This window comes from Amphritea atlantica, assembly GCF_018860855.1.
Taxonomy (GTDB): domain Bacteria; phylum Pseudomonadota; class Gammaproteobacteria; order Pseudomonadales; family Balneatricaceae; genus Amphritea; species Amphritea atlantica_A.
The window spans coordinates 169,447-192,118 of record NZ_JAHKQE010000004.1 but is presented as its reverse complement, the minus strand read 5'-3'; the positions used below and the strand labels follow the sequence as shown (position 1 = coordinate 192,118).

Genomic DNA, 22,672 nt, shown 5'->3' with positions numbered 1-22,672 from the left:
GATCAGTGGTTTTATTTCACCGTCGATAATGGTTAAACACGACCTATATCAAGAAACCCCTATTCTGTTTGAAACTAAACACGATAAACAACCATTTTGGGTATCCACCATCTGTACCCGTTTAGAAACACCCGCTAAGATGGCCCTCTTTTTCTATCTAAGCTTCTGGTGAAAGGATTTATTTTCGATGTCCAGGCCTCCACAGGTTAATAACCGATTACTCGTTAGGCATATTGCCCAACCTAATCTAATCAGCTGTCAGCCGGATACTAAGGCCGATCAGCTAGTTCAACTGATGGACGAGAAAAAAATTGGCAGTATTGTGGTCTGCGAACAGCACCAGCCCATCGGTATTGTCACCCGGCACGATCTGATCAACCGTTGGTTAGAACATGAAACGATGGCCTCTACCGCGGTGCGACATTTTATGTCTGCGCCTGTTATCTCTATTTCTGAATGGGCATCTGTAGATGACGCCGGACAAAAGTTTCTTAACCATAAGATACGTCATTTAGTTGTCATCAAGACCTCAGGGGAAGCCTGCGGGATTATTTCTGAAACAGATGTGGTGAACAGCCATAGCATTGAACATGATCTTTTTATGCGTTCAGTGGATGAAATAGCCAATCACACGCCCATCATCGTCGATGGCAGCATGACCGTTCTAGCGGCCTTGAAAATACTCAAAGAGTCCAATGATTCAGCGCTACTCGTCCGCCAACATAACGATGTTAAGGGCATACTAACTGAACGAGATGCGATCAAACTATTAGCTCAGAACCGTCAAAATGACATTCTCATCGATATTTGCAGCCAATTGCTGGTCACCATTGAAGAGGACTTAAGTTTATATAACGCCCGTCAGGTATTTAATCAGCATCGTGTTCAACACCTCGCCATCACTAATCATAGTGGCAGTATTACCGGTGTCATCTCCTATTCAGATATTCTAAAAACTGTCGAGAATGACCATCTCGACCGTCTACGCGAACTCCTTAGCGAACGGGATCGCGCTTTAGAAAAATCTCAGCATAGCCTCAAGCTAGCGGATAAAGTGATTGAAGCGTCGATGGAAGCGATCGTTATTTGCGACCGCCATGCGCGTATATTACGGGTAAACCCATCGTTCACAGAGATTACCGGCTACACCAGTGGCGAAGTACTAGGACAAAACCCTAATATTCTAAGTTCCGGCCGACATCAACCGGAGTTTTATCAAAGCATGTGGCAAAACCTCACCGAGCATGGTTCCTGGCAAGGTGAGATATGGAACCGCCGCAAAGATGGATCGGTTTACCCTGAATGGCTCAGTATCACCGCCATCAAAGATGATAACGGTGAAATATCTCAATACGCCTCCATCTTTACCGACCTGACAGAGGTTAAAAAGTCGGAAGCGCGCATCAAGCGGCTAGCCTATTTTGACGAGCTGACGCGCCTGCCTAATCGCAAGCTATTTAATGACCGCCTGCAGCTGTCTTTAGGCTATGCCAAAGAGCATGGTCACCGGGTAGCCGTCGCTTATATTGATGTGGATTTTTTCCAGCAGATCAATGATCTCCATGGTCATGAGGTCGGCGATAGAGTGCTCAAAGAGATTGGCCGACGAATTGACCAACAACTGGATGATGGGGATACCGTCGCCCGTTTTGGTGGCGATGAATTCAATCTTATTCTGACCGATGTCGATGATGATGACAGCCCGCAAATCAGTGAGTTTCTCAACCGTATTCTAAACTCCGTGAGTCAACCGATTCTGTTCGATGAAAAGGAGATCAAAACCACCGTTAGTATTGGTGTCAGCTTCTTTCCGACGGATGCCGACAATGCTGAAGCGCTACTCAAATGTGCGGATTCAGCCGTTCACTTAGCAAAAGACTTTGGCCGCAACAGTTTCCGATTCTTCTCATCCGAGCAGCACCGCATGATTCAAAGCCGCTATCAGATGGGCAGTGATCTGCAAGCGGCCATCGATAATCAAGAGTTTCAGCTCTACTACCAACCCAAAGTCTGTTTGAAAACGGGTAAACCCACCAGCTGTGAAGCCTTATTGCGTTGGCTGCACCCCCAACTAGGCTTTATCTCTCCAGAGGAGTTTATCCCTTTAGCGGAAGATCTAGACCTGATTAACCGTATTGGTCACTACGTGATCGAAGAGGCCTGCCGACAGATGGCCGCTTGGAGCCTTCAAGGCGACGACGTAAATGTCGCCATCAATGTTTCAGCCAAGCAGTTTCAGCAAGGCGATATTGTCGAACAAATATTCGCAGCACTGCAACAGCACCAAGTTCCACCCCAGCAGCTATCGGTTGAACTAACGGAAACCAGCTTTCTTCACTGTCCAGAAGAAACCAAGAGCGCCATCGACCATCTGCGCAGCCAAGGAATTCAGGTAGCCATCGATGACTTTGGCACCGGCTACTCCAGTCTTAGCTATATACGTAACATGTCATTGGATATTCTGAAAATTGATCGTAGCTTTCTGATTAATCTAGAAGAATCCGAAGTCGACCGCGCTATTGTTTCATCCATTATTGAGATGAGTCACGTCTTGGGCTTGAAGGTGGTTGCCGAAGGTATCGAAACGGACACTCAACTCAATATTCTCAAAGGTATGAATTGTGACCAGCTACAGGGGTTTCTGCTCGCCCGACCGATGCCACCGGATGCCTTTAGAAATTGGTATCATCATCAAATAAATAATCGATAAAACCTTAACGCGTCTCCGTTGCTCATACGGGGGCGTATCAATCCATGATGTTCGCCTCTTAACCAGTCACAGTCCTCTTAGATCCTAAAGTGCTCGCTCATCGACGCCCCATCATCACTGATGACGATGACCTAAGCCGTTTATCCTAAGGCGGAATGTCAGCAAAAAATAAAACAATTGTATGAAGTTCAACTACCATAACAATAAGGTTTTTATTCAGTGCGTATATTCAGAGCCTTGAGCAATGCTTTTTACTCGTTTTTTAGTCGTCTTAAAGGCGGGTTTAATTGGCGAACTCGCTTACCGTTGCCTACATTTAGGGGGATCTAGCGCTTTGCGCCATAGACTTAACAAATAGGATTATACGCCAGAGACAAATAATCAAACAGATCATCAGTTTACTCAGGGAGTCTGCAACATGAGCGATGAGATTATTACCAGCACCGGCCAATGGTCACTGGTCGTGCTGCGAGCCACTCAGCACAGCGTCAAGGTTTGGGCGGGCACTCTGTTCTCCACCTTAACCATGCCCGAACAGGCCCGCATTGAGTTGATTGCCCCCGATAACAGCGTCAGCGTTCATAACATTGTTAAAAACGACTGGAACAGGCCCTTTAGCCGTATCCGCAAACGCTTCTATATCACCGCCAATTTTTCACAACTACAGCCCGGCAGTCATTATAAAGTGCGTTTTCTGAGACGTATTGAGGCGGTCAACGGGGTCCGTGAGGCATCTTGGCAACTGTTACGCACCGCCCAATTTGACACCCTGCCTACACAGTTACCTAAATCCCATCAAAAACCCTTCACCATCGGCTTTGGCAGTTGCTTCTATAATCACCGCGATGGTGGCCAGGCGGCGGGGGCTTATAAAGCCCTCTATGACCGTGGCGATGAGGCGGTGAAACCGGATATCACCTTTCTCACCGGCGATCAGGTTTATCTGGATATAGGCTTTGATTCGCTCTCCTTTATCAACAGCGAAATCAGACAGCGCGTGGCCGATGACTATGCTCTGCATTGGCAAGCGCTAGGCAGTATTCTCAACCGTGGTGCCACCTGGATGTTGCCCGATGACCATGAATACTGGAACGACTACCCCTTTTACGATTCGCTGATCCCAACATTGCTGGCATTAAAGATTAAATCGGTTAGAGAGACCTGGTCACGGGCCTCGTTAGATGGTGTGCAACGGGTACAACAAAGCCCCAAGATCGAGATATTTAACCTTGGCAGCGATCTATCGTTTTGTCTCGCCGATCTGCGCTCTTTTCGTGACGATAACGGTTTTCTGCCCACCGCCGAATTCAAGCGTCTAACCGACTGGGCCCGCTCGTTAGAATCACCCGGTGTGCTCGTGCTACCACAGCCACTGATCGTCGAAAAAAATCCAACCGAACGCAATCTGCTCAGTTTCAAAACCCAATATCAACAACTGCTGCAGGCACTCGGCACAAGCGGACACGACGTTGTACTGCTCAGCGGTGATGTCCATTTTGGTCGGATCGCCACCGCCAAGCTAGGGCCACAAGGCGGCCGACTGATCGAAGTGATCTCATCTCCTTTATCGAACCTCACCGGTCTTAACGGTATTGCCACCGCCACCCCCAGTTTCAAACCCAGCCATTTTCCAGATCCTTCGGTCGTTGATGTTCCCGGTTGGACGGCAGAAGCGGTGCACTATGATCAATCATTTGCCGTCAGCACGAAGCGTGGTTGGTTGTTATCAGCCTACCCCAAGTCACGTACCCGAGAGCACTTCATGACCGCCAGCTTTAACCAAACCGACAACAACCGTATTCAACTAAAAGTAAATGCCTGGCGTGTACGTGAACGGGATGACGACAACTTACCCGCTCGTGATTTCGATGAATATACGATTGAGCTGCAATAACACAGTATTACCCCGTGCGGGGTTGACCCTTGCACGGTGAATACTACAGATCAGAGGCGATGATTGACCTAACGCAATGCCCTCGTTAATAACGCCAACCTTTTGCTAGTCTGCTGCTAAATGTCTGTTTATTTGGACTATATTTTTAATCGTCGAACCAGTGCTTATGAAAACAGCGGCAGCTTCGGCATTCACTTAAGCACAGGAGCATTATCATGCAGATCGACTTTCACCATGCCGTCACTTACGTGGTTGCTCGGCTTGCTGGTTTTGGTCATACAAAAGCAGAGATCATCGCCCACTCGGCTCAATATGTAGACGATGCGACCAATGCAGGAGTGATCTACTTCGAGAATCAGGCGATGTATCAACGTATCGCTTCGGCCCATAAAATGATCGACTACAAAAACATTCAAAAACTCGCCAACCATCAGGTATGGATTCCGTTTCACTTCCTCCCCGGTAATGAAGGCTTAGCGGCAGGACGAAATCCAGATGCTGATTTTCGTCATAAAATTGTCTGTCGGCCGAATAGTTTTGTTGCACAAGAGATGGTACGTGCTTGCATCGATGATCACCAGAAACCCAATGCCCTGCACCGCCTCGGCATCACCATGCATGTATTTGCTGATACATGGGCGCATCAAGGGTTTGCAGGCATCAACGATAGAATCAACTTGGTTCGTGATGTGCTTGATAAAAATAACCAGCCCGATCCAAGCCTATTAGAGCAGGTGAAAAACTACTTCCTTGATCGCTTCGACGAGGCTCAATCACAGTTTGTCGGCGGTCTATTACCCCTTGGCCACGGTGCCGCATTGAGTTACCCCGACCGCCCCTACCTTAAATGGCATTACACCAACGGTGAGGGTGCCCATGTTGAACGGGATAACCCCAAGGACTTTATCACTGCCGCCGATGAGATGTGCAAAGCGATGCGACGTTTTCAGCTAGGTGATGCCGATGCCAATGTCGCCGGACTATCACCGTCGAGCCGAGATCAATTAGATACCATGATGCGCAATACCGTTGAGGAAAACGGCGATAAACGACACCAAACATGGCTCAAGGCTATTGCTAATGGCGAGTTTGGCTTTCCCGCAGAAAAACTACACTATGTCGCCAAAGGCGTTGGTTCGTGGAAATATCAGGCGATTAAAGATACCCGTTCAAAGCAATTAAAAAATCAGACCTTTACATATCACCCATCATTTTTAGATAGCGATTGGAAGCACTTTCATGACGCCCTACAGGCCCACCGTTTTACGGTCATCCATGAAATTTTACCCCGCTACGGCATTAGTGCCGCCTAATGCAGGCCAAACATTTGGCTAGAATATCTGCGGCTAAATCGATGCTGCACAGCACAATGTCGTTGTAATTAATGCCTTTATGATCCCCAAGACCGGTTGAAATAGACTAAATCCTGTGCCTATTATAGATGTCTAGTTGGCTTTAATGATCACAAAGGCAGGTGTAATTATGGCGATGGTTAATAGATCCAGCGATATAGTGATATTTGGTGCCATGGGTGATTTAGCGCAACGCAAACTAATCCCAGCCCTATTCCAACTCGAAAGTGCAGAATTGCTTGGACAGGACACTCGCATCATTGGCTTGGCCCGCTCCACACAAGACAGCGCCGCTTTTCGCAAAATATGCAGCGACAGTCTCAGCAAGCGCGTCAAGCCGGAAGAACTGAACACCGAGGTGGTCAATCGTTTTCTCGCAAAAATCGAATACAATATTGTCAGCTTCACTGAGGTGGACAGCTATCAAACACTCAAAAATACCCTCAATAGCGGTGCTGAACGTGCGCGCGTTTTTTACTACGCGACTCCTGCATCGTTATATGGTGCCATCAGTCGCAACCTGACCAAAAGCGACTGCATCAACACCAATAGTTGTGTCGTGTTGGAAAAACCGATCGGTCATAATCTTAGATCCTCCAACGAGGTGAACGATCAGGTGGCTGAATATTTCGATGAATCACAGATCTATCGTATCGACCACTATCTGGGTAAAGAAACGGTACAAAACCTGATCGCTTTAAGGTTTGCCAATCCATTATTTGGTTCGCAGTGGAATCAAAGCCATATCTCCCATGTTGAGATTACCGTAGCCGAAAAAGTCGGTATCGAGGGCCGCTGGGGCTATTTTGACAAAGCCGGTCAGATGCGCGACATGGTGCAAAATCATCTGTTGCAGCTTCTCTGTCTAACCGCGATGGATCCCCCCGATGATCTGTCCGCCGATATGATCCGTAATGAAAAAGTAAAGGTGCTAAAGGCCCTACGCCCGATAACCGCCGCTATGTGTAACACCCATGTGGTACGCGGTCGTTATACCAAAGGTATGGTTGAAGGTAACCCAGTACCCGGTTATATGGAGGAAGAGGGAGCCAACCCCGATAGTAATACTGAAACCTTCGTTTCAATCAAAGCAGAGATCAATAACTGGCGCTGGGCTGGGGTGCCCTTTTATCTTCGCACCGGCAAACGCCTGCCAGAAAAACTCTCTCAGATAACGATCCATTTCAAACCCCAACCACACTTTATTTTTGATGAGAACCAGCGGCATCTGGCGCAGAATAAACTGATTATCCGCCTACAACCGGAAGAAGGTATCTCCCTTCAGATTCTCAATAAGGATCACGGCCTTAACCAAGGGATGCGCCTGCGAAGTGAAGCACTCAACCTTAATTTTTCACAATCGTTTGAGAAGAGCCGCGTCCCCGATGCTTATGAACGTTTATTGCTCAAAGTGATTCAAGGTAACCAATATCTGTTTGTCCGCCGAGATGAGGTGGAACATGCTTGGCTTTGGTGTGATCAACTGATGGAATACTGGAAAAACGAAAACAAAGCCCCACTGCCCTATCCAGCGGGCACTTGGGGACCGAAAGCCGCTGACCTGATGTTAATCAAAGATGGGAACTGTTGGTATGAAGATCAGTGACCTCCATCTGCCCGATCATGTCCATCTACGCACCTTTGTATCCCGCGAAGCCCTAACACTTGATCTTACCGAGTTGATAGAAAAACAGCTTAATAAGGCGATTAACAGCCGCGGTAAAGCAACCCTAGCCCTCTCCGGCGGCACAACCCCTGTGCCACTGTTTAACCGTCTAAGCCATACGTTACTGCCTTGGCAGCAGATCACGATCACCCTAGTAGATGATCGCTGGATCAGCCCTGACGAGCCCGACAGTAATGAATATTTACTACGCACACAATTACTGCAGCATCACGCCAGCAAGGCCCGTTTTATCCCCCTCTGGCAAGCCAATATGACCGCGGAGGTCGCCGAGAAAAGCTGCCAGATACAGCTACAACAGATCACCGACCCGATCGATATTGTCGTGCTCGGCATGGGGAATGATGGCCATACCGCCTCGCTGTTTCCTGACGCCCCCGAGTTCCCTTCTGCACTCCATAATAAGATGGACTGTGTTGCCATCAACCCAGCTCAAGCGCCCTATGCCCGCATGTCACTCACGCCGGCTAGGCTACTCAACAGTAAGCAACGTATTTTACATATCGTCGGTGAAGACAAGTTAGCCACACTGGCAAAAGCCTTAACCTGTTCCGCCGAAGTGATGCCCATTCATCTATTTTTGCAACATCCCTTGATCATTTACTGGGCACCTTGAGCTTAAAAACAGTGATACTCAATTGTTCAGCCACCCTTTACGCATAGGAAAACCGATGAACACAACGTTATTACCACCTGAGATGATTGCCAAAATCGATCAGCTCTGCCGTCTGGGGCCGGTGATTCCGGTGCTGACTATCAACCGACTGGAAGATGCCATTCCTATCGCCGAAGCACTCGTAGCGGGCGGTCTGCCCGTACTCGAAGTCACATTACGTACACCACATGCTCTCAAAGCGATTGAAGCCATTACCCGCGCAGTACCCGAGGCTCATGTTGGAGCTGGCACTGTTATCAATCCCGCAGACTTTAAACGAGCCGTCGACAGTGGTAGCTCTTTTATTGTCAGCCCCGGTATCACGCCCGAACTCCTAGACTATGGCATCATCAGCGACATCCCATATTTACCCGGTATACAAACAGTTTCTGAGATGATGGAGGGGATACAACGTGGCTACCGACGGTTTAAGTTTTTTCCCGCGGAAATAGCCGGCGGCACCGCGGCACTCAACGCATTTTCGGGCCCCTTTGGTGATATTCGCTTCTGTCCTACCGGAGGTATTCGCGCCCACACCGCCAAAGAGTATCTCGCCCTTGCCAATGTGATGTGTGTCGGTGGCACTTGGTTAACACCGGCGGATATCGTCAATAAGCAAGACTGGCAAGCTATTACACAACTGGCGAAACAAACGGTAAACAGTGCGAAATAAGTAATATTATTGACTCTTTGGTATTAAAATTAAGCCCAATACCGACCCGTAAAACGTAACAAGGCAACCGATATGGATATAGACATGAAGCAGATAGCGATGCCGGTACAAAAACGCATCGCGCTTATCGCCCACGATAATATGAAGCAGGATCTGCTCGATTGGACGGGTAAAAACCTCACGACCCTGAAGCAACATAAACTGTTTGCCACTGGCACCACCGGTCATCTGCTAGAAAACACATTACAAACCCCAATCACCAAACTGATTAGCGGTCCACTCGGTGGGGATCAACAGATCGGCGCCATGCTGACCGAACAGAAATTAGATATCATTATCTTTTTTTGGGATCCGTACGAGCCGATGCCCCACGATCCCGATGTCAAAGCCCTGCTCCGCGTCGCCGCTGTCTGGAATGTCGCCGTCGCCTGCAATCGAAGTACCGCCGACTTTATGATCAGCTCACCGCTATTAAACGAATTGCACCCTTACAAAGTACCGGATTATGAACGCTACCTAGAAAAACGGTTGGGGAAAACAGCGCCATAATCTCCTTTCGCCTCACACTAAAATCTACTGCTGTCTTAATTAAACCCAGATAATCAACCTGACCCATTCAGTCAGCGGATTTATCTGGGTAAGGTAACAACTCAAACGTGGTTGTTAACCTCTGAGTTTCACCCGCCGCTATCCACCGATGATCATAAAAACGGGTTTGGGCCGCTTCAACGCAGACAAAGCGAGAAACCTGGTCCATCCCCACATCCGGCATCGTGGCAGCGGAATCACCGGGATTCCAGACCACCGTAGAATTGCCACCCTCCTTGTGAATACCGATTACACGCTGCCAACCATGATCGACCAGCATCACTTCGGTAGCACCTTCATGTTGAAAAATAACATCGGTTTCCACTGGAAACTCAACGATGCCGCTATGCCGCCGCTCCTGCATTCCTTTTAACTTATCGCGAAGGAGTAGACCATCGACGCCTTGCAACTCGACCCGAGCACGATCTGACACGGCAAAATAACTGTGCAGCGCCTGTGTCATTGCGATTGGCTGGTCAGATATATTGTGTGAGATTAATGACAGACTAAGCCTTCCCTGCGCAACACTCACATCAAGGCCAAGGGTCAAACCATCCCAAAGTGATGACTGCGGCGTCAATCGCCAGTGGCCTCCTTGAGCATCCATCTCAGCACTGTCCAATGTCCAGCGGGCGGTTCTGGCAACACCGTGCTTTGGCTGAGAAGCGTCATCAACATGTTCAGCAAACCAAGGCCAACAAACCGGCACACCGCCACGAATAGCCCCTGGCGCAGGCACCGGTTTGTCACTTAACCAGAGTAATGGCTGTTCACCAAGCGGACGAAACAACAGCACCTGACCGCCATCCAGCGCAATCACCAGCTCACCCCAGCACTGCTTAAACACACAGAGATCATAACCCTGCCATTGCAGATCAGTCCGCCCCTCGTCATAACCTGAGATCATCTGTTGAAGATCACCCTGCCACTGTTGCTCGCCCATCAAAACCTTCCTCGCCTCTTATTATGTTCCGCTGTGCTATTTTTTTGCCTATTTTTGCCCTAACTTTTTAATAGGCAGAATTGATGGCAGTTCAATCTATCCCCGTAAAGCTAAATACGCTGGCCCCCTGTTCGGCGCAATTGACCTGCTCACGCATCGGGGCAAACAGTTCACGACCCATCCCCTGATGATGCCTTGCTGCAGCGGAGGGTTTTTCCTGCCCACGGGATAGCCAAGTATCATCATCAGCCATTAATTGAAGCACACCACTACGGGCGTCGACTCGAATCATATCGCCGTCGGCCACCTGAGCTAACGGACCGCCAAGACTCGCTTCCGGCCAGACATGAATCGCCGCAGGCACTTTACCCGAAGCACCGGACATACGACCATCGGTCACCAAAGCCACCTTAAAGCCCCGGTCTTGCAACGTACCTAAGTAAGGCGTGAGCTTGTGTAGCTCCGGCATTCCATTAGCCTTTGGCCCCTGATAACGCACTACCGCAACAAAGTCTCGATTCAACGATCCGGACTCAAACGCCGCCTTAACATCATCTTGATCGTCAAAAACTACCGCAGGGGCTTCAACTATCTGATTCTCCGGCGCCACTGCAGAGACTTTAATCACACCACGACCTAAGTTGCCTTGCATCAGTTTCAAGCCACCATCGACACTAAAAGGCTTAGCAACGGTGCTTAAAACCGCTTTATCGAGGGATGTTTGGGTTCCCTCGCGCCAAACCAGTTTATCATTTTCAACAAAGGGCTCTTGGGTATAGCGTGACAATCCACGCCCAACTACCGTCATCACATCTTCATGTAATAATCCCCCCGACAACAGTTCACGCACCAGATAGGCCACTCCTCCAGCCGCCTGAAAGTGATTGATATCCGCCTCTCCATTGGGGTAGACCTTCGCCAATAACGGCACCACCGCCGATAGATCGGAAAAATCATTCCAGTTGATAATAATGCCTGCTGCACGGGCAATCGCGATCAGATGCAGGGTATGATTGGTCGATCCACCGGTCGCAAGCAAAGCCACGAGTGCATTCACCAACGCGCGTTCATCGACAATCTGGTACAACGGCGTGAAGTCGCCACTCTGATCGGTCAGGCGCACCACCTGCTGTGCGGCTTCTCGGGTCAGGGCTTCCCGCATCGTTGTGCCTGGGTTAACAAAAGAGGACCCCGGCAGATGTAGCCCCATCACTTCAACAATCATCTGATTACTGTTAGCCGTGCCATAAAACGTGCAAGTGCCTGCACTATGATAAGAGTCCGATTCACACTGCAATAAAGCGTCTCTATCCACCTTGCCTTCGGCATATAACTGGCGAATCTTGGCTTTCTCTTTATTCGGCAAACCACTCGGCATAGGGCCGGCAGGCACAAACAGTGTTGGTAGATGACCAAACCGCAGTGCGCCAATGAGTAAACCTGGCACAATTTTATCGCATACGCCTAGATACAATGCCGCATCAAACATATTGTGGGACAACCCCACTGCCGCGGCCATCGCGATAACATCTCGACTAAACAGGCTCAACTCCATACCCGGTTGCCCCTGCGTCACACCGTCACACATCGCTGGCACACCCGCCGCAAACTGAGCCACCGAGCCCATCTCATGCACCGCCTGACGAATAGTATCTGGAAACGTCTCGAACGGCTGATGGGCGGACAACATGTCGTTATACGCGGAAATAATCCCCACATTCACCGCATTGGTTAATTTAAGCGCCTGCTTATCTTCGCTACCACAGGCGGCAAATCCGTGTGCTAAATTGCCACAGGATAATTGTGCACGATGCACGCCTTGCTCTTGTGCATCCTGCATCTGGCGCACATACGCCGCTCGACTGTTCCGACTCCGCTCAATAATTCGGGCAGTTACTTGCTCAATAACACTGTGCATAGTGACTCCTAAATAGAATCTTTAAATAGAATCTGTGAATAGAACGTATAAATAGAGCTTCTCATAAAAACGTATTAATAAAACTCGGACATATAAACCAATATACCTGACAAAAAATGTGCGAAACAGCCTAACAATCGTTGTTAGGCCGTTAAAACAGCGATTAAGACTGATAAACCACAGGGCTTGGATCGCTGCGTTGCAACGCTTTCAGCCGCAAACCAAAATTGCCTAACATCAGCATAAGTCCACCGATAATCTGATAATGCGTTAACCCCATTCCAAGTACAAACCAGTTGACCGCCGCCGCAAACACGGGAAAAGAGAGTTCTGCCAAGGTTGCCATGTGTGCCGGTATTGTTTTCAAGCCCTGATAATAAAAACGCATTCCAATCAATCCGCTCAATAACGCCATGGCTATCGCTAAGCTTAAATCCACCGGTGACATCGGCATTAAACTATCCGGTTGCAGTAGGGCTAAAGGTAATAAAACACACAATCCCGCCATAAAACGGCCTGACATAATCGCACTGGGATGCATCTGCTGCTGAGAAAGATACTTACCACATACCGTAGCGGCCCCCCACGCCAGCACAGCCAAGAGCGTATAACCATAGCCGGTTAAAACACTCAAACTGTCGTTAGCATAGTGCCACTGCACCTCAGCCAACGACTGAATATCAGGCCACAACATCACCAAACTGCCGGATAAAATCACTATCGCCCAGCGAACAAACGATCCTTCGATGCGCTCATTTAAACAAGCATAGGCGAGCACGATAGCCACCAGAGGTTGTAGCTTTTGCAATAAAATCACCACCGTTGGATTCAGATAATGAAACGCTTCGGTAAAAGCTAAAGTACCAAGTGCAGAACCGACCCCGCCAATAAAAAACAGGCACAAAAAGCTATTTATTGATAAATGACGAAAGACATGGCGATAGCGCCACAGCATCGGGCTGACCAACAGCACCAGTGTGAGGTGTTCGATTAAAACGATTTGTAGTGTGGCATAACCCGCCCCCAATAAGGGATAACGAATTAATGTATCCAGTGCCCAGGTAAAACATGCGATCATGATAAAACATGTGCCTGCCATCTTTGGTTTCTCCCAAAATAAGATGCCAGGGGTGATGAAAACGAATGTACCCGCCTGTGTCATTGGCTTAAACGCAGCCAAACACAACAAAGCCATCGCTGAATAGTTCAGAGACTGCTACAGACTGGTCGATCTTCTATCATCCGGACTATGACCGTCGGCTCTGGTATCTCACCAGATCTGCTGACCTTAATATGATTGAATCAATCACATTAAGCGCTCGCGGGCTGTTTGACAGGATAGCCCATCAAAATCACCGCCGGTGGGGAATTTCGCCCCGCCCCGAAGTTCGATTTATGTAAAATTACGATCTAACTTTAAACCTCCGTGATTATTTTTTAAAGGCAAATAAGCACCCTTGACGCTAAACCATAAAAAACGGGGTAAAAGAATAACCTCTTTTACCCCGTTAGGTTTAGCGCCAATAACCGCGCTGGTAATCAGTTTTTGAATTTTTTAATTTCACCGGACTTCAAACGTGACAGGTATGATTTCAGATCGACTTTAACCACACTCATCAAGAAGTACAGGCCGATGATATTGACCACCGCCATGGCAAAGATAGAGGCATCGGAGAAATCGATAACGGGGCCCAGATTGGCTGCTGCGCCAATAATGACAAACAGGCAGAAGATGACTTTAAAGACTAACTCGGTCGTTTTTCCTTCACCAAAGAGATAGGTCCAAGCCTTCAGACCGTAGTAAGACCAGCTAATCATGGTTGAGAACGCAAACAACACGACCGCAACCGCCAGCACATAAGGGAACCAACTGAAAGCCGAGCCAAATGCAGCTGACGTCAAGGCAACACCCGAAGAGCCATCGGCAGTAATAATGCGACCGCTTTCACCCACCAGATATAGCCCTGTGGTTGGGTCCGTGGTTAACTGACCGGTAATAATGATCACCAGCGCCGTCATCGTACAGATCACCACCGTATCGATAAATGGCTCCAGCAGCGAAACAAACCCTTCCGTAATCGGCTCTTTCGTCCGCACGGCCGAGTGAGCAATCGCCGCCGAACCAACACCGGCCTCGTTTGAGAACGCCGCCCGTTTAAACCCTTGAATCAATGCACCGACAAAACCACCGGCAATCCCGAGTCCGGTAAAGGCTCCTTCAAAAATCTGACCAAAGGCCCAACCGACTTTATCGAGGTTCATTAGGATAATAACCAGAGAAGCCAGCACATAAAGAATGCCCATCAATGGCACCACTTTTTCGGTCACATTAGCGATCGACTTAATACCACCGACAATCACAGCAAAAACGATAATGGCAAAAATCACACCGGTGATCCAGCCGGGGTAATCACCGACAATACTACTGATCTGGGCATGCGCCTGATTGGCCTGAAACATATTACCGCCGCCAAGTGCGCCCAGAATACAAAAGATCGAGAACAATACCGCCAGTATGCCGCCCCCCGGAAGCCCTTTCTCTTTAAAGCCTTTCGAGATGTAATACATCGGGCCACCAGAGACGGTACCGTCGGCATACTCATTTCGGTATTTCACCGCGAGAGAACACTCAGTAAACTTCGAGGCCATCCCCATCAAACCAGCTAAAATCATCCAGAAGGTTGCACCGGGACCACCAATACTCACGGCCACAGCAACACCCGCGATGTTACCTAAACCAACCGTACCGGAGAGCGCCGTCGCCAACGCCTGAAAATGAGACACCTCACCGGCATCATCGGGATCAGAGTAATCACCCTTAATTAATTCGACCGAATGACGTACGGCCCGAAATTGAATAAAACCAAAATAGACAGTAAAAACCGTGGCTCCGGTGACCAACCAGAGAACGATCCATGGAAACGTCGTGCCGGGTAACGGCGCAAAGATCAGGTTGACAAACCAACCCGTCGCCGAAGCAAAGACCTCATTCACCGTCTGATCAATACTCCCCTCTTCGGCCAGTGCCGATGCGCTAGAGAAACACAGAAACAAAGAGATAAATGCGCTACTTATTATTTTTTTAATATGCATAAGACAACCTCAATTAACCACAGTGACAGGGACACTCGCACTCATCACCAGCTTTGCAGTGACACTACCAAACAGCTTTGCCGCTAACCCACTCTCAGTCGAGCGTGCCACAATAATCTGTTGCGCCTTCTCTTTAACCGCCACAGAGTTTAATAACTCAGCAGCATCGCCGTGTAATACCCGTCCCCCTGCGGTAAAGCCTTCTGTTTTCATGGCTTCTAATGCGGGCGTGATAACCCGTTCGGAAGCAAGCTTGATCTCTTGCTCACGACGCTTATGCCGCATGGCATTCTCTTCAGCGGTTTGAAAACTATAGGGGGACCATTCGATGACATAAACTAGCTCAATCACACAGTCGCCTATCAGTTTTGACAGATGCTTAGCATAGGTCAGCGCACGCTCACCAGGCTCACTCCCATCTAAACCAACAATCAATTTTGTTGACATATTTGCATTCCTCAATTTTTTGCGCATGGGTTTTAAGTATAGGCACGTATTTCCCGTACTGTGCTTTAACTTAAAAATGACGGCAAAAGCCCAACAAAAATGGAATGTTTTGCGTAAAAAGGTGAGTTTTTCAACCAAGACAGGCCTGTTATTCTTTAATAGGTTAGTATTCACAAGTCGATGACCTATAAGTGGATCTAACGACTTCAATTAAAGTACTGACAATTGACCCGCTCACCTACCACAAGGAGCCGAACCACCCCATGACCACTCAGCAGACAACCGTATCACTGGTATTAGGCAGCGGCGGCGCCCGTGGTTTTGCCCATATCGGCGTGATTCACTGGCTGGAAGAAAATGGCTTTAATATCAAATCGATTTCCGGTTGTTCCATCGGCGCACTTATCGGTGGAGTCTATGCAGCGGGAAAACTGGAAGACTTTTCAACCTGGTCACAGGCGATACGCAAAGTCGATATCGTCACCTTCATGGATATCTCTTGGAAAAGAAGCGGTTTGGTTAAAGGTGATAAAATCATCAGCATACTGACTGAGTTGGTGGGTGATGTGATGATTGAAGACCTGCCAATCAGCTATACCGCGGTAGCCACCGACATCCTGAATGAAAAAGAGGTATGGATTAATTCCGGCAAGCTGTTTGATGGCATCCGAGCGTCAATGTCCCTACCGCTATTATTAACGCCTTTTCGTTACAAGGGTATCGACCTTATTGATGGTGGGGTATTAAACCCAGTCCCTATTGCGCCGACCTTTAATGACAGAACTGATCTCACTATCGCCGTCAATCTTAGCGGCAAGCCCAATGGAAAAAGCAAAACAAACTTAGATAACAAGATAGACGGCGCGAAAAAAGATCTATTTTCGGCCAAAATAACGGCATTTCTCGACAGTTTCAAAGATATGGACAACGCTCTCATCGCACCAGACAATGGCGTCTACGATATTGCCCATCAGGCATTTGATGCCATGCAAAGCACCATTGCTCGACAAAAACTGGCGGCCTACCCCCCCGATCATTTTGTCGATATCCCCCGCAATGCCTGCCGAATGCTAGAGTTTGACCGAGCCACCGAAATGATTGAACTGGGTTATCAAGCGGCGGAGAAAAGCCTCCGGCATATAAAACGATAAACGCTAGGGTTGATTCGTTGCCGGTGCTAAAAATGAATACACATATCGACCGAGCCTTCACTTAAATCAGGAGGACTCCAAGCTAACCTTAGATCGATTTCAATATGGGGGGAAACTTCTTTTAAAATCGGCCAGCTGTTTTCTCAACAGCGGTAGGCAAAAGCGAGTACCGTCAGGATGATAGCCCTGTTACCGAAGTCATTATGGCAGAGAAATGAAACACAGAAGCCCCTACGCCACCTTGATCAGTGACGTAGGGGGGAATTACTGAAATTAAGCTAGATCAAAACGATCAGCATTCATCACCTTAGTCCATGCCGCCACAAAATCGTGGACAAACTTTTCTTGGTTATCATCCTGCGCATAAACTTCCGCGTATGAGCGAAGGATAGAGTTAGACCCAAACACAAGATCAACCCGTGTTGCTGTCCACTTAACTTTATTCGTCTGACGATCACGAATTTCATATAGGTTTTCACCGCTAGGCTTCCACGTATAATTCATATCGGTCAAGTTGACGAAGAAGTCATTGGTCAAGGCGCCTTCACGATCGGTAAACACGCCATGCTTAGTGTCACCATAGTTGGTACCCATCACCCGCATACCGCCCACCAGCACGGTCATCTCTGGCGCAGTTAAGCCCATCAACTGGGTACGATCCAACATCAGTTCTTCTGCACTGACGACATAGTCGCGTTTCAACCAGTTACGATAACCATCATGCAAAGGTTCAAGCACCTCAAACGACTCGACATCCGTCATCTCTGCGGTTGCATCACCGCGCCCAGGTGTAAATGGCACACTCACCTCAATGCCCGCCGCTTTAGCCGCCTGCTCAACACCCAGATTGCCCGCAAGCACAATAACATCCGCAATACTCACACCACTATCGGCGGCAATGCTCTCAAGCACAGTCAACACGGTAGTCAAACGTGAGGGCTCATTACCTTCCCAATCCTTTTGTGGAGCCAACCGAATACGCGCACCATTGGCACCACCACGCTTGTCTGATCCACGGAAAGTGCGAGCACTGTCCCATGCGGTAGAAACCATATCACTCACACTTAGACCACTGGCCGCGATTTTCGCTTTCACGGCGGAAACATCATAGCTTGTGCTGCCAGCAGGCACTGGATCTTGCCAAATAAGCGTTTCTTCTGGCACATCAGGGCCGATATAGCGCGTTTTTGGTCCTAAATCGCGATGGGTCAGTTTGAACCATGCACGGGCAAATACGTCAGAGAAGTAAGCTTGATCCTGCTGGAATCTCTCGGAAATTTTCCGATACTCTGGGTCCATTTTCATGGCCATATCCGCATCGGTCATGATCGGATTATAACGGGTCGCGAGGTCTTCAACATCGACCGGCTTATCCTCATCTTTGATATCGATAGGCTCCCACTGCCATGCACCGGCGGGGCTCTTCTTCAGTTCCCACTCATAGTTAAGCAGTAGCTTGAAATAACCGTTATCCCACTGGGTAGGGTGTGTCGTCCAAGCCCCTTCAATACCGCTAGTCACGGTGCCACGACCAATACCTCGCTTGGTTTTGTTCAACCAGCCAAGCCCCTGATCTTCGATTTCAGCGCCTTCTGGATCAGCGCCAAGCAGTTCCGCATCACCATTACCATGGCACTTACCCACCGTATGACCACCCGCGGTCAGGGCAACGGTTTCTTCATCATTCATGGCCATACGTTCAAAGGTAACACGTATATCATTTGCCGTTTTAAGTGGGTCAGGATGACCATCTACACCTTCTGGATTGACGTAGATAAGCCCCATCATGACCGCAGCCAATGGGTTTTCCAGATCACGTTCACCGGAATAACGGCTTCCCTCACTACCGCTAGGCGCTAACCACTCTTTTTCTGCCCCCCAGTAGGTGTCCTTCTCTGGGTGCCAAATATCCTCACGACCAAACGCAAAACCGAAGGTCTTTAGGCCCATCGATTCATAAGCCATTGTGCCTGCATAGGCGATCAAATCAGCCCAGCTAAGTTTGTTACCGTATTTCTTTTTGATCGGCCATAGTAAACGACGGGCCTTATCTAAGTTCGCATTATCCGGCCAAGAGTTAATCGGCGCAAAACGCTGATTGCCTGAACCCGCACCACCTCGACCATCAGCAATGCGATAGGTCCCCGCCGAATGCCAAGACATCCGAATCATCAACCCACCATAGTGACCCCAATCGGCAGGCCACCACTCTTGGCTGTTGGTCATCAGAGCATGCATATCTTTTTTAAGCGCCGCAACATCAAGACTCTTAACCGCTTCCTGATAGTTGAACGCTTCGCCCATGGGATTTGTCTTGCTATCGTATTGATGCAAAATATCTAGATTTAAGGCCTTTGGCCACCACTCCATATTCGACATACTGCTTTCTGTCGCACCACCGTGCATCACAGGGCATTTATTATTAGACATCACTCAAGCTCCTACTTTTCTCATGAAAAGACGTTGTTATCTAGCCATGTTATAAATTCAGGCACTACTATTGATCATTCCTAACAGGATGGGAAACCATTTACGCCTATACTGATAATAGGTTTTATCTATGAGATTGCATGATCATCACTAAAAAATATTTAATCTGTGTCTATAAACCCGATGAGATTGAAATAAGCTTCACGATATCGCCACCAGTAACTCGTGGGATAAGCCGATAAAAGGCACTAAAGTAATTTAGACACAGAAGATTGACGAGGAAGCCGAGCGATGAAAGTCAGGTAAAAACAGAGCAGACAATAAGTTGAATGAGCGGTTAAAGATTTCCACGCAACTGAGGGGTGACATAACTTTTTGTGGGCGAAAATAAATCGACCTAAACACCGTTTTAGATGTTTAGGTCGTAACAGCATAATGATTTGCGAGCGATTGCCGTTTAGTCGCGCGGTTTAAATCGAATAATAACGATTTAAACCGCCCTTGTTAGAACTGAACATTAACGGATAGCCGATGCCAATACATTTGTCTTGATGGGTTCTATCAGATTTGTCTAAGATCTTTTTAATCAAAGGTCTTGGAAGGATGACATCTCACTTTTTAAGGACTAAAAGTAGACGTTAAGTTACCAGTAGTGATGGTCTGCCAGCATTAGCTGACAGAATGTTCGGCATGAACAGCCGTTTTATGTATAGATGGCGAACATATCTCACCGATATGAACGCCATTTTATAACGGGCGGTTAAGACCAACACTCAGACATAGAGTGTTCGCTTCGCTTTTTCGGTTAGCTGAATCGCCTGATCACACGCATTTGCTAGTTCAATGCCTTTCTTTATGAAGTGGCGAGAGAAATAATCTTTATGCTCATCATGTTCATGAAAGTGATGCGGTGTCAGTACCGCGGTAACAACCGGCACTTCAGTGTCTAGTTGCACCTGCATAAGCGCATTACAGACCGTTTGTGCGACAAAATCATGGCGATAAATACCACCATCGACCACCAACCCGCTACCGGCAATCGCCGCGTACTGCCCACTTTTAGCAAGTAGTTTCGCCTGTAGTGGAATTTCAAACGCACCAGGCACCGGTATCACATCGATCAGTGATACGTCATAACCAAGCGAGATTAATGTTTGCTTAAAGCCATCCAAACAATTAAGCACGATCTTTTCATGCCAAGTGGCATGTATAAAAGCAATGCGCTTAGTGGCTGGAGTGAACTTCGTTGAGCTCTGATTCATAGTAAAACCCTATAAGAAAAGGTGAATCAGGGCGAACGGACAGGAAAATACGTCGCATAGGACGACACCGAAGCCGCAAAAAAGACGGCCCAGTTTAATATTTTGTCTGACACGTTCCCTATCATCCGGACTATAACCGTCGGCTCTGGAATCTCACCAGATCTGCTGACCCTAAAAGTAGATACTTAAAGGCGCTCGCGGGCTTAGAAATAATTCTTTACCGCCGGTGGGGAGTTTCACCCCGCCCCGAGAACGAAATCGAAATAATTCGACGGCAGAGAATATACTGCCTTTTACCGCGCATTGTCAAAACCCATTGTTGTCATCATAAACACCTCCCACTAAACGCCTATTAAGTGACAAGGTTCGCGGTTTATAGCATCAGCACAACAGCGACTGACAGAGGGTCACTGAGGGTTAAGATTCGCAGAACCACGTTTGTTGCAACATCCACAGGATAGCTTGTGATAACTTGGAACCCTCGTGTCGATCATACCCATTCACCATAAAAGCAGAGACTGAGCGCTGGCGCTGATTGATAACAACACAAGAGTCGATAAAAGCCTTTCTCGACATCTAGCCTCTCATATACAATATTTCATATATTAGCTACTATTTAAGGCCAGCATCATAAAGGTCGCGTTATGAACCCCGTACAATTTTACAAATGCCTCGCTGACGAGACGCGATTAAAATGCATATTATTAATTGAGCATGAGAGTGAACTCTGTGTTTGCGAACTAACTGAAGCTCTACAAGAATCTCAACCTAAGATTTCTCGGCACCTAGCTCAGCTTCGCCAATGCGGGATACTGCTGGACCGACGACAGGCAAAGTGGATTTTTTACCGCATTAACCCTGCCCTGCCGGAGTGGAGTCAAAAAATCATCACCGAGACAACCGTCAACAACAGCGATTTTCTAAAAGAGAACCTAGCGCAGTTAACTCGCATGGGCAGTCGACCCGAAAGAATATCAACATGTTGCTGAACAAACTGAACGCCCTCTGTGACGTAGCAGATAAAATAGCATCGCCACTGAAGCAAAGGATAAACAGATGAAAACCATAAAAGTATTGGGTACCGGCTGTGCTAAATGCATAAAAACCGCCGAGCTAATTGAAAAAGTAGCTCAAGAGCAAGGTGTCTCAGTTGCTGTTACCAAAGAAACCGACCCTCAGGTAATCATGGCTTATGGTGTTATGAGTACACCCGCTGTCGTGATCGATGAACAGCTGATTCACTCGGGCTCGGTGCCTCAAGCCGCTCAAGTTAAAGAATGGCTAACACCGTCATAACGATCTTTTTTATGCCGTTCTAGGCATCTAAGGAACGGCGCTTAGCATGACCGCCCATATGCGACGTCATTCGTAACGTCATTCGTTAACTGATGGCGTGTATTTTAGGAGAAGAATCATGAACCAAAAAATGACCTTTAACGTCGTGGCCCATCGCACGGATGCGCACGGTAGCACTGTCACATGTAAAGATGCTTCACTGGTAGTCGATACCGATTTGCAAGGCCGAACGGATGCGTTCAATCCGGCGGAACTATTAATGAGCGCGCTCGCGGCCTGCATTATAAAAGGTATTGAGCGCGTCACGCCGATTTTAAAATTTGACCTGCAACAGGTTGACGTTGAGATTACTGGCGTCAGGCAGGATGCCCCACCCAAAATGGAATCGATTCAGTATAGGATCAAAGTCACAACCGACGAGTCTGATCACCGTTTAGACCTGCTCCATGACAATGTTAGAAAATTCGGTACCGTATTTAATACCATCGCGCCGGGCACTGAGCTAACAGGCACCTTAAGTCGTGCGTAAGAGACAGCCTACGCACGGATGGGTTTAAATGCCATGTCCCGTTGGCG

At 48.1% G+C, this 22,672-nt stretch carries 18 protein-coding genes and 2 riboswitches; of the genes, 11 read left to right on the top strand and 7 right to left on the bottom strand.

Annotated features, from left to right (window positions below; all coding sequences use genetic code 11):
* Window positions 1-187: 187 nt before the first annotated feature.
* The 7 genes from KO512_RS01770 to KO512_RS01740 all read left to right on the top strand — a co-directional run bounded on the left by KO512_RS01770 (window position 188) and on the right by KO512_RS01740 (window position 9,517).
* The gene (locus tag KO512_RS01770; protein ID WP_215950612.1) at window positions 188-2,710 is read left to right on the top strand and encodes an EAL domain-containing protein; all 2,523 of its coding nucleotides are present in this window, start codon (window positions 188-190) and stop codon (window positions 2,708-2,710) included.
* A gap of 418 nt (window positions 2,711-3,128) precedes the next feature.
* Window positions 3,129-4,604: a hypothetical protein gene (locus KO512_RS01765; RefSeq protein WP_215950611.1), complete on the top strand. Its 1,476-nt coding sequence runs from the start codon at window positions 3,129-3,131 to the stop codon at window positions 4,602-4,604.
* A 215-nt stretch (window positions 4,605-4,819) separates the two neighbouring features.
* Complete coding sequence (locus KO512_RS01760; protein WP_215950610.1) at window positions 4,820-5,917, top strand: DUF6765 family protein; 1,098 nt, start codon at window positions 4,820-4,822, stop codon at window positions 5,915-5,917.
* A gap of 169 nt (window positions 5,918-6,086) precedes the next feature.
* A complete protein-coding gene (zwf, locus tag KO512_RS01755; protein ID WP_215950609.1) occupies window positions 6,087-7,562 on the top strand; it encodes a glucose-6-phosphate dehydrogenase in 1,476 nt (491 codons plus the stop codon).
* Window positions 7,549-8,256 (top strand): 6-phosphogluconolactonase, encoded by a 708-nt coding sequence (gene pgl, locus KO512_RS01750; protein WP_215950608.1) that lies wholly within the window; start codon window positions 7,549-7,551, stop codon window positions 8,254-8,256. The genes zwf and pgl overlap by 14 nt, the downstream gene beginning before the upstream one ends.
* Window positions 8,257-8,311: 55 nt before the next feature.
* On the top strand, window positions 8,312-8,968 hold the full coding sequence (locus KO512_RS01745; RefSeq protein ID WP_252734733.1) for a bifunctional 4-hydroxy-2-oxoglutarate aldolase/2-dehydro-3-deoxy-phosphogluconate aldolase: 657 nt from the start codon (window positions 8,312-8,314) through the stop codon (window positions 8,966-8,968).
* A 72-nt stretch (window positions 8,969-9,040) separates the two neighbouring features.
* Complete coding sequence (locus KO512_RS01740; protein WP_215950607.1) at window positions 9,041-9,517, top strand: methylglyoxal synthase; 477 nt, start codon at window positions 9,041-9,043, stop codon at window positions 9,515-9,517.
* A 67-nt stretch (window positions 9,518-9,584) separates the two neighbouring features.
* Here KO512_RS01740 and KO512_RS01735 read toward each other — a convergent pair whose 3' ends face one another.
* The 5 genes from KO512_RS01735 to KO512_RS01715 all read right to left on the bottom strand — a co-directional run bounded on the left by KO512_RS01735 (window position 9,585) and on the right by KO512_RS01715 (window position 15,957).
* On the bottom strand, window positions 9,585-10,499 hold the full coding sequence (locus tag KO512_RS01735) for a D-hexose-6-phosphate mutarotase (protein ID WP_215950606.1): 915 nt from the start codon (window positions 10,497-10,499) through the stop codon (window positions 9,585-9,587).
* Window positions 10,500-10,590: 91 nt separating this feature from the next.
* Entirely contained in the window at window positions 10,591-12,417 is a 1,827-nt protein-coding gene (gene edd / locus KO512_RS01730) for a phosphogluconate dehydratase (protein ID WP_215950605.1), read from the bottom strand.
* A 163-nt stretch (window positions 12,418-12,580) separates the two neighbouring features.
* Window positions 12,581-13,516: a DMT family transporter gene (locus KO512_RS01725; protein ID WP_215950604.1), complete on the bottom strand. Its 936-nt coding sequence runs from the start codon at window positions 13,514-13,516 to the stop codon at window positions 12,581-12,583.
* 127 nt (window positions 13,517-13,643) lie between these two features.
* Window positions 13,644-13,810: riboswitch (FMN riboswitch) on the bottom strand.
* Between the two features lie 146 nt (window positions 13,811-13,956).
* Window positions 13,957-15,510, bottom strand: coding sequence for an alanine/glycine:cation symporter family protein (locus tag KO512_RS01720; RefSeq protein WP_215950603.1), 1,554 nt, complete (start codon window positions 15,508-15,510; stop codon window positions 13,957-13,959).
* Window positions 15,511-15,519: 9 nt separating this feature from the next.
* Window positions 15,520-15,957, bottom strand: coding sequence for a universal stress protein (locus KO512_RS01715; RefSeq protein WP_215950602.1), 438 nt, complete (start codon window positions 15,955-15,957; stop codon window positions 15,520-15,522).
* Between the two features lie 263 nt (window positions 15,958-16,220).
* Here KO512_RS01715 and KO512_RS01710 point away from each other — a divergent pair, with 263 nt between their 5' ends.
* Complete coding sequence (locus KO512_RS01710; protein WP_215950601.1) at window positions 16,221-17,108, top strand: patatin-like phospholipase family protein; 888 nt, start codon at window positions 16,221-16,223, stop codon at window positions 17,106-17,108.
* Between the two features lie 273 nt (window positions 17,109-17,381).
* Here KO512_RS01710 and katG read toward each other — a convergent pair whose 3' ends face one another.
* Window positions 17,382-19,538 carry a catalase/peroxidase HPI gene (katG, locus tag KO512_RS01705; protein ID WP_215950600.1) on the bottom strand — a complete coding sequence of 719 codons (2,157 nt, stop codon included), beginning with the start codon at window positions 19,536-19,538 and terminating at the stop codon, window positions 17,382-17,384.
* 773 nt (window positions 19,539-20,311) lie between these two features.
* A complete protein-coding gene (locus tag KO512_RS01700) occupies window positions 20,312-20,800 on the bottom strand; it encodes a 6,7-dimethyl-8-ribityllumazine synthase (RefSeq protein ID WP_215950599.1) in 489 nt (162 codons plus the stop codon).
* 109 nt (window positions 20,801-20,909) lie between these two features.
* Window positions 20,910-21,058, bottom strand: a riboswitch (FMN riboswitch).
* 386 nt (window positions 21,059-21,444) lie between these two features.
* On the opposite strand from KO512_RS01700, the gene KO512_RS01695 reads away from it, so the two are divergent.
* From KO512_RS01695 to KO512_RS01685, 3 genes are all read left to right on the top strand, one after another.
* Window positions 21,445-21,789 carry a metalloregulator ArsR/SmtB family transcription factor gene (locus KO512_RS01695; RefSeq protein ID WP_215950598.1) on the top strand — a complete coding sequence of 115 codons (345 nt, stop codon included), beginning with the start codon at window positions 21,445-21,447 and terminating at the stop codon, window positions 21,787-21,789.
* 67 nt (window positions 21,790-21,856) lie between these two features.
* Window positions 21,857-22,096, top strand: a complete 240-nt coding sequence (locus KO512_RS01690) for a thioredoxin family protein (protein ID WP_215950597.1) — start codon at window positions 21,857-21,859, stop codon at window positions 22,094-22,096.
* Between the two features lie 118 nt (window positions 22,097-22,214).
* Complete coding sequence (locus KO512_RS01685; RefSeq protein ID WP_215950596.1) at window positions 22,215-22,625, top strand: OsmC family protein; 411 nt, start codon at window positions 22,215-22,217, stop codon at window positions 22,623-22,625.
* Window positions 22,626-22,672 lie beyond the last annotated feature (47 nt).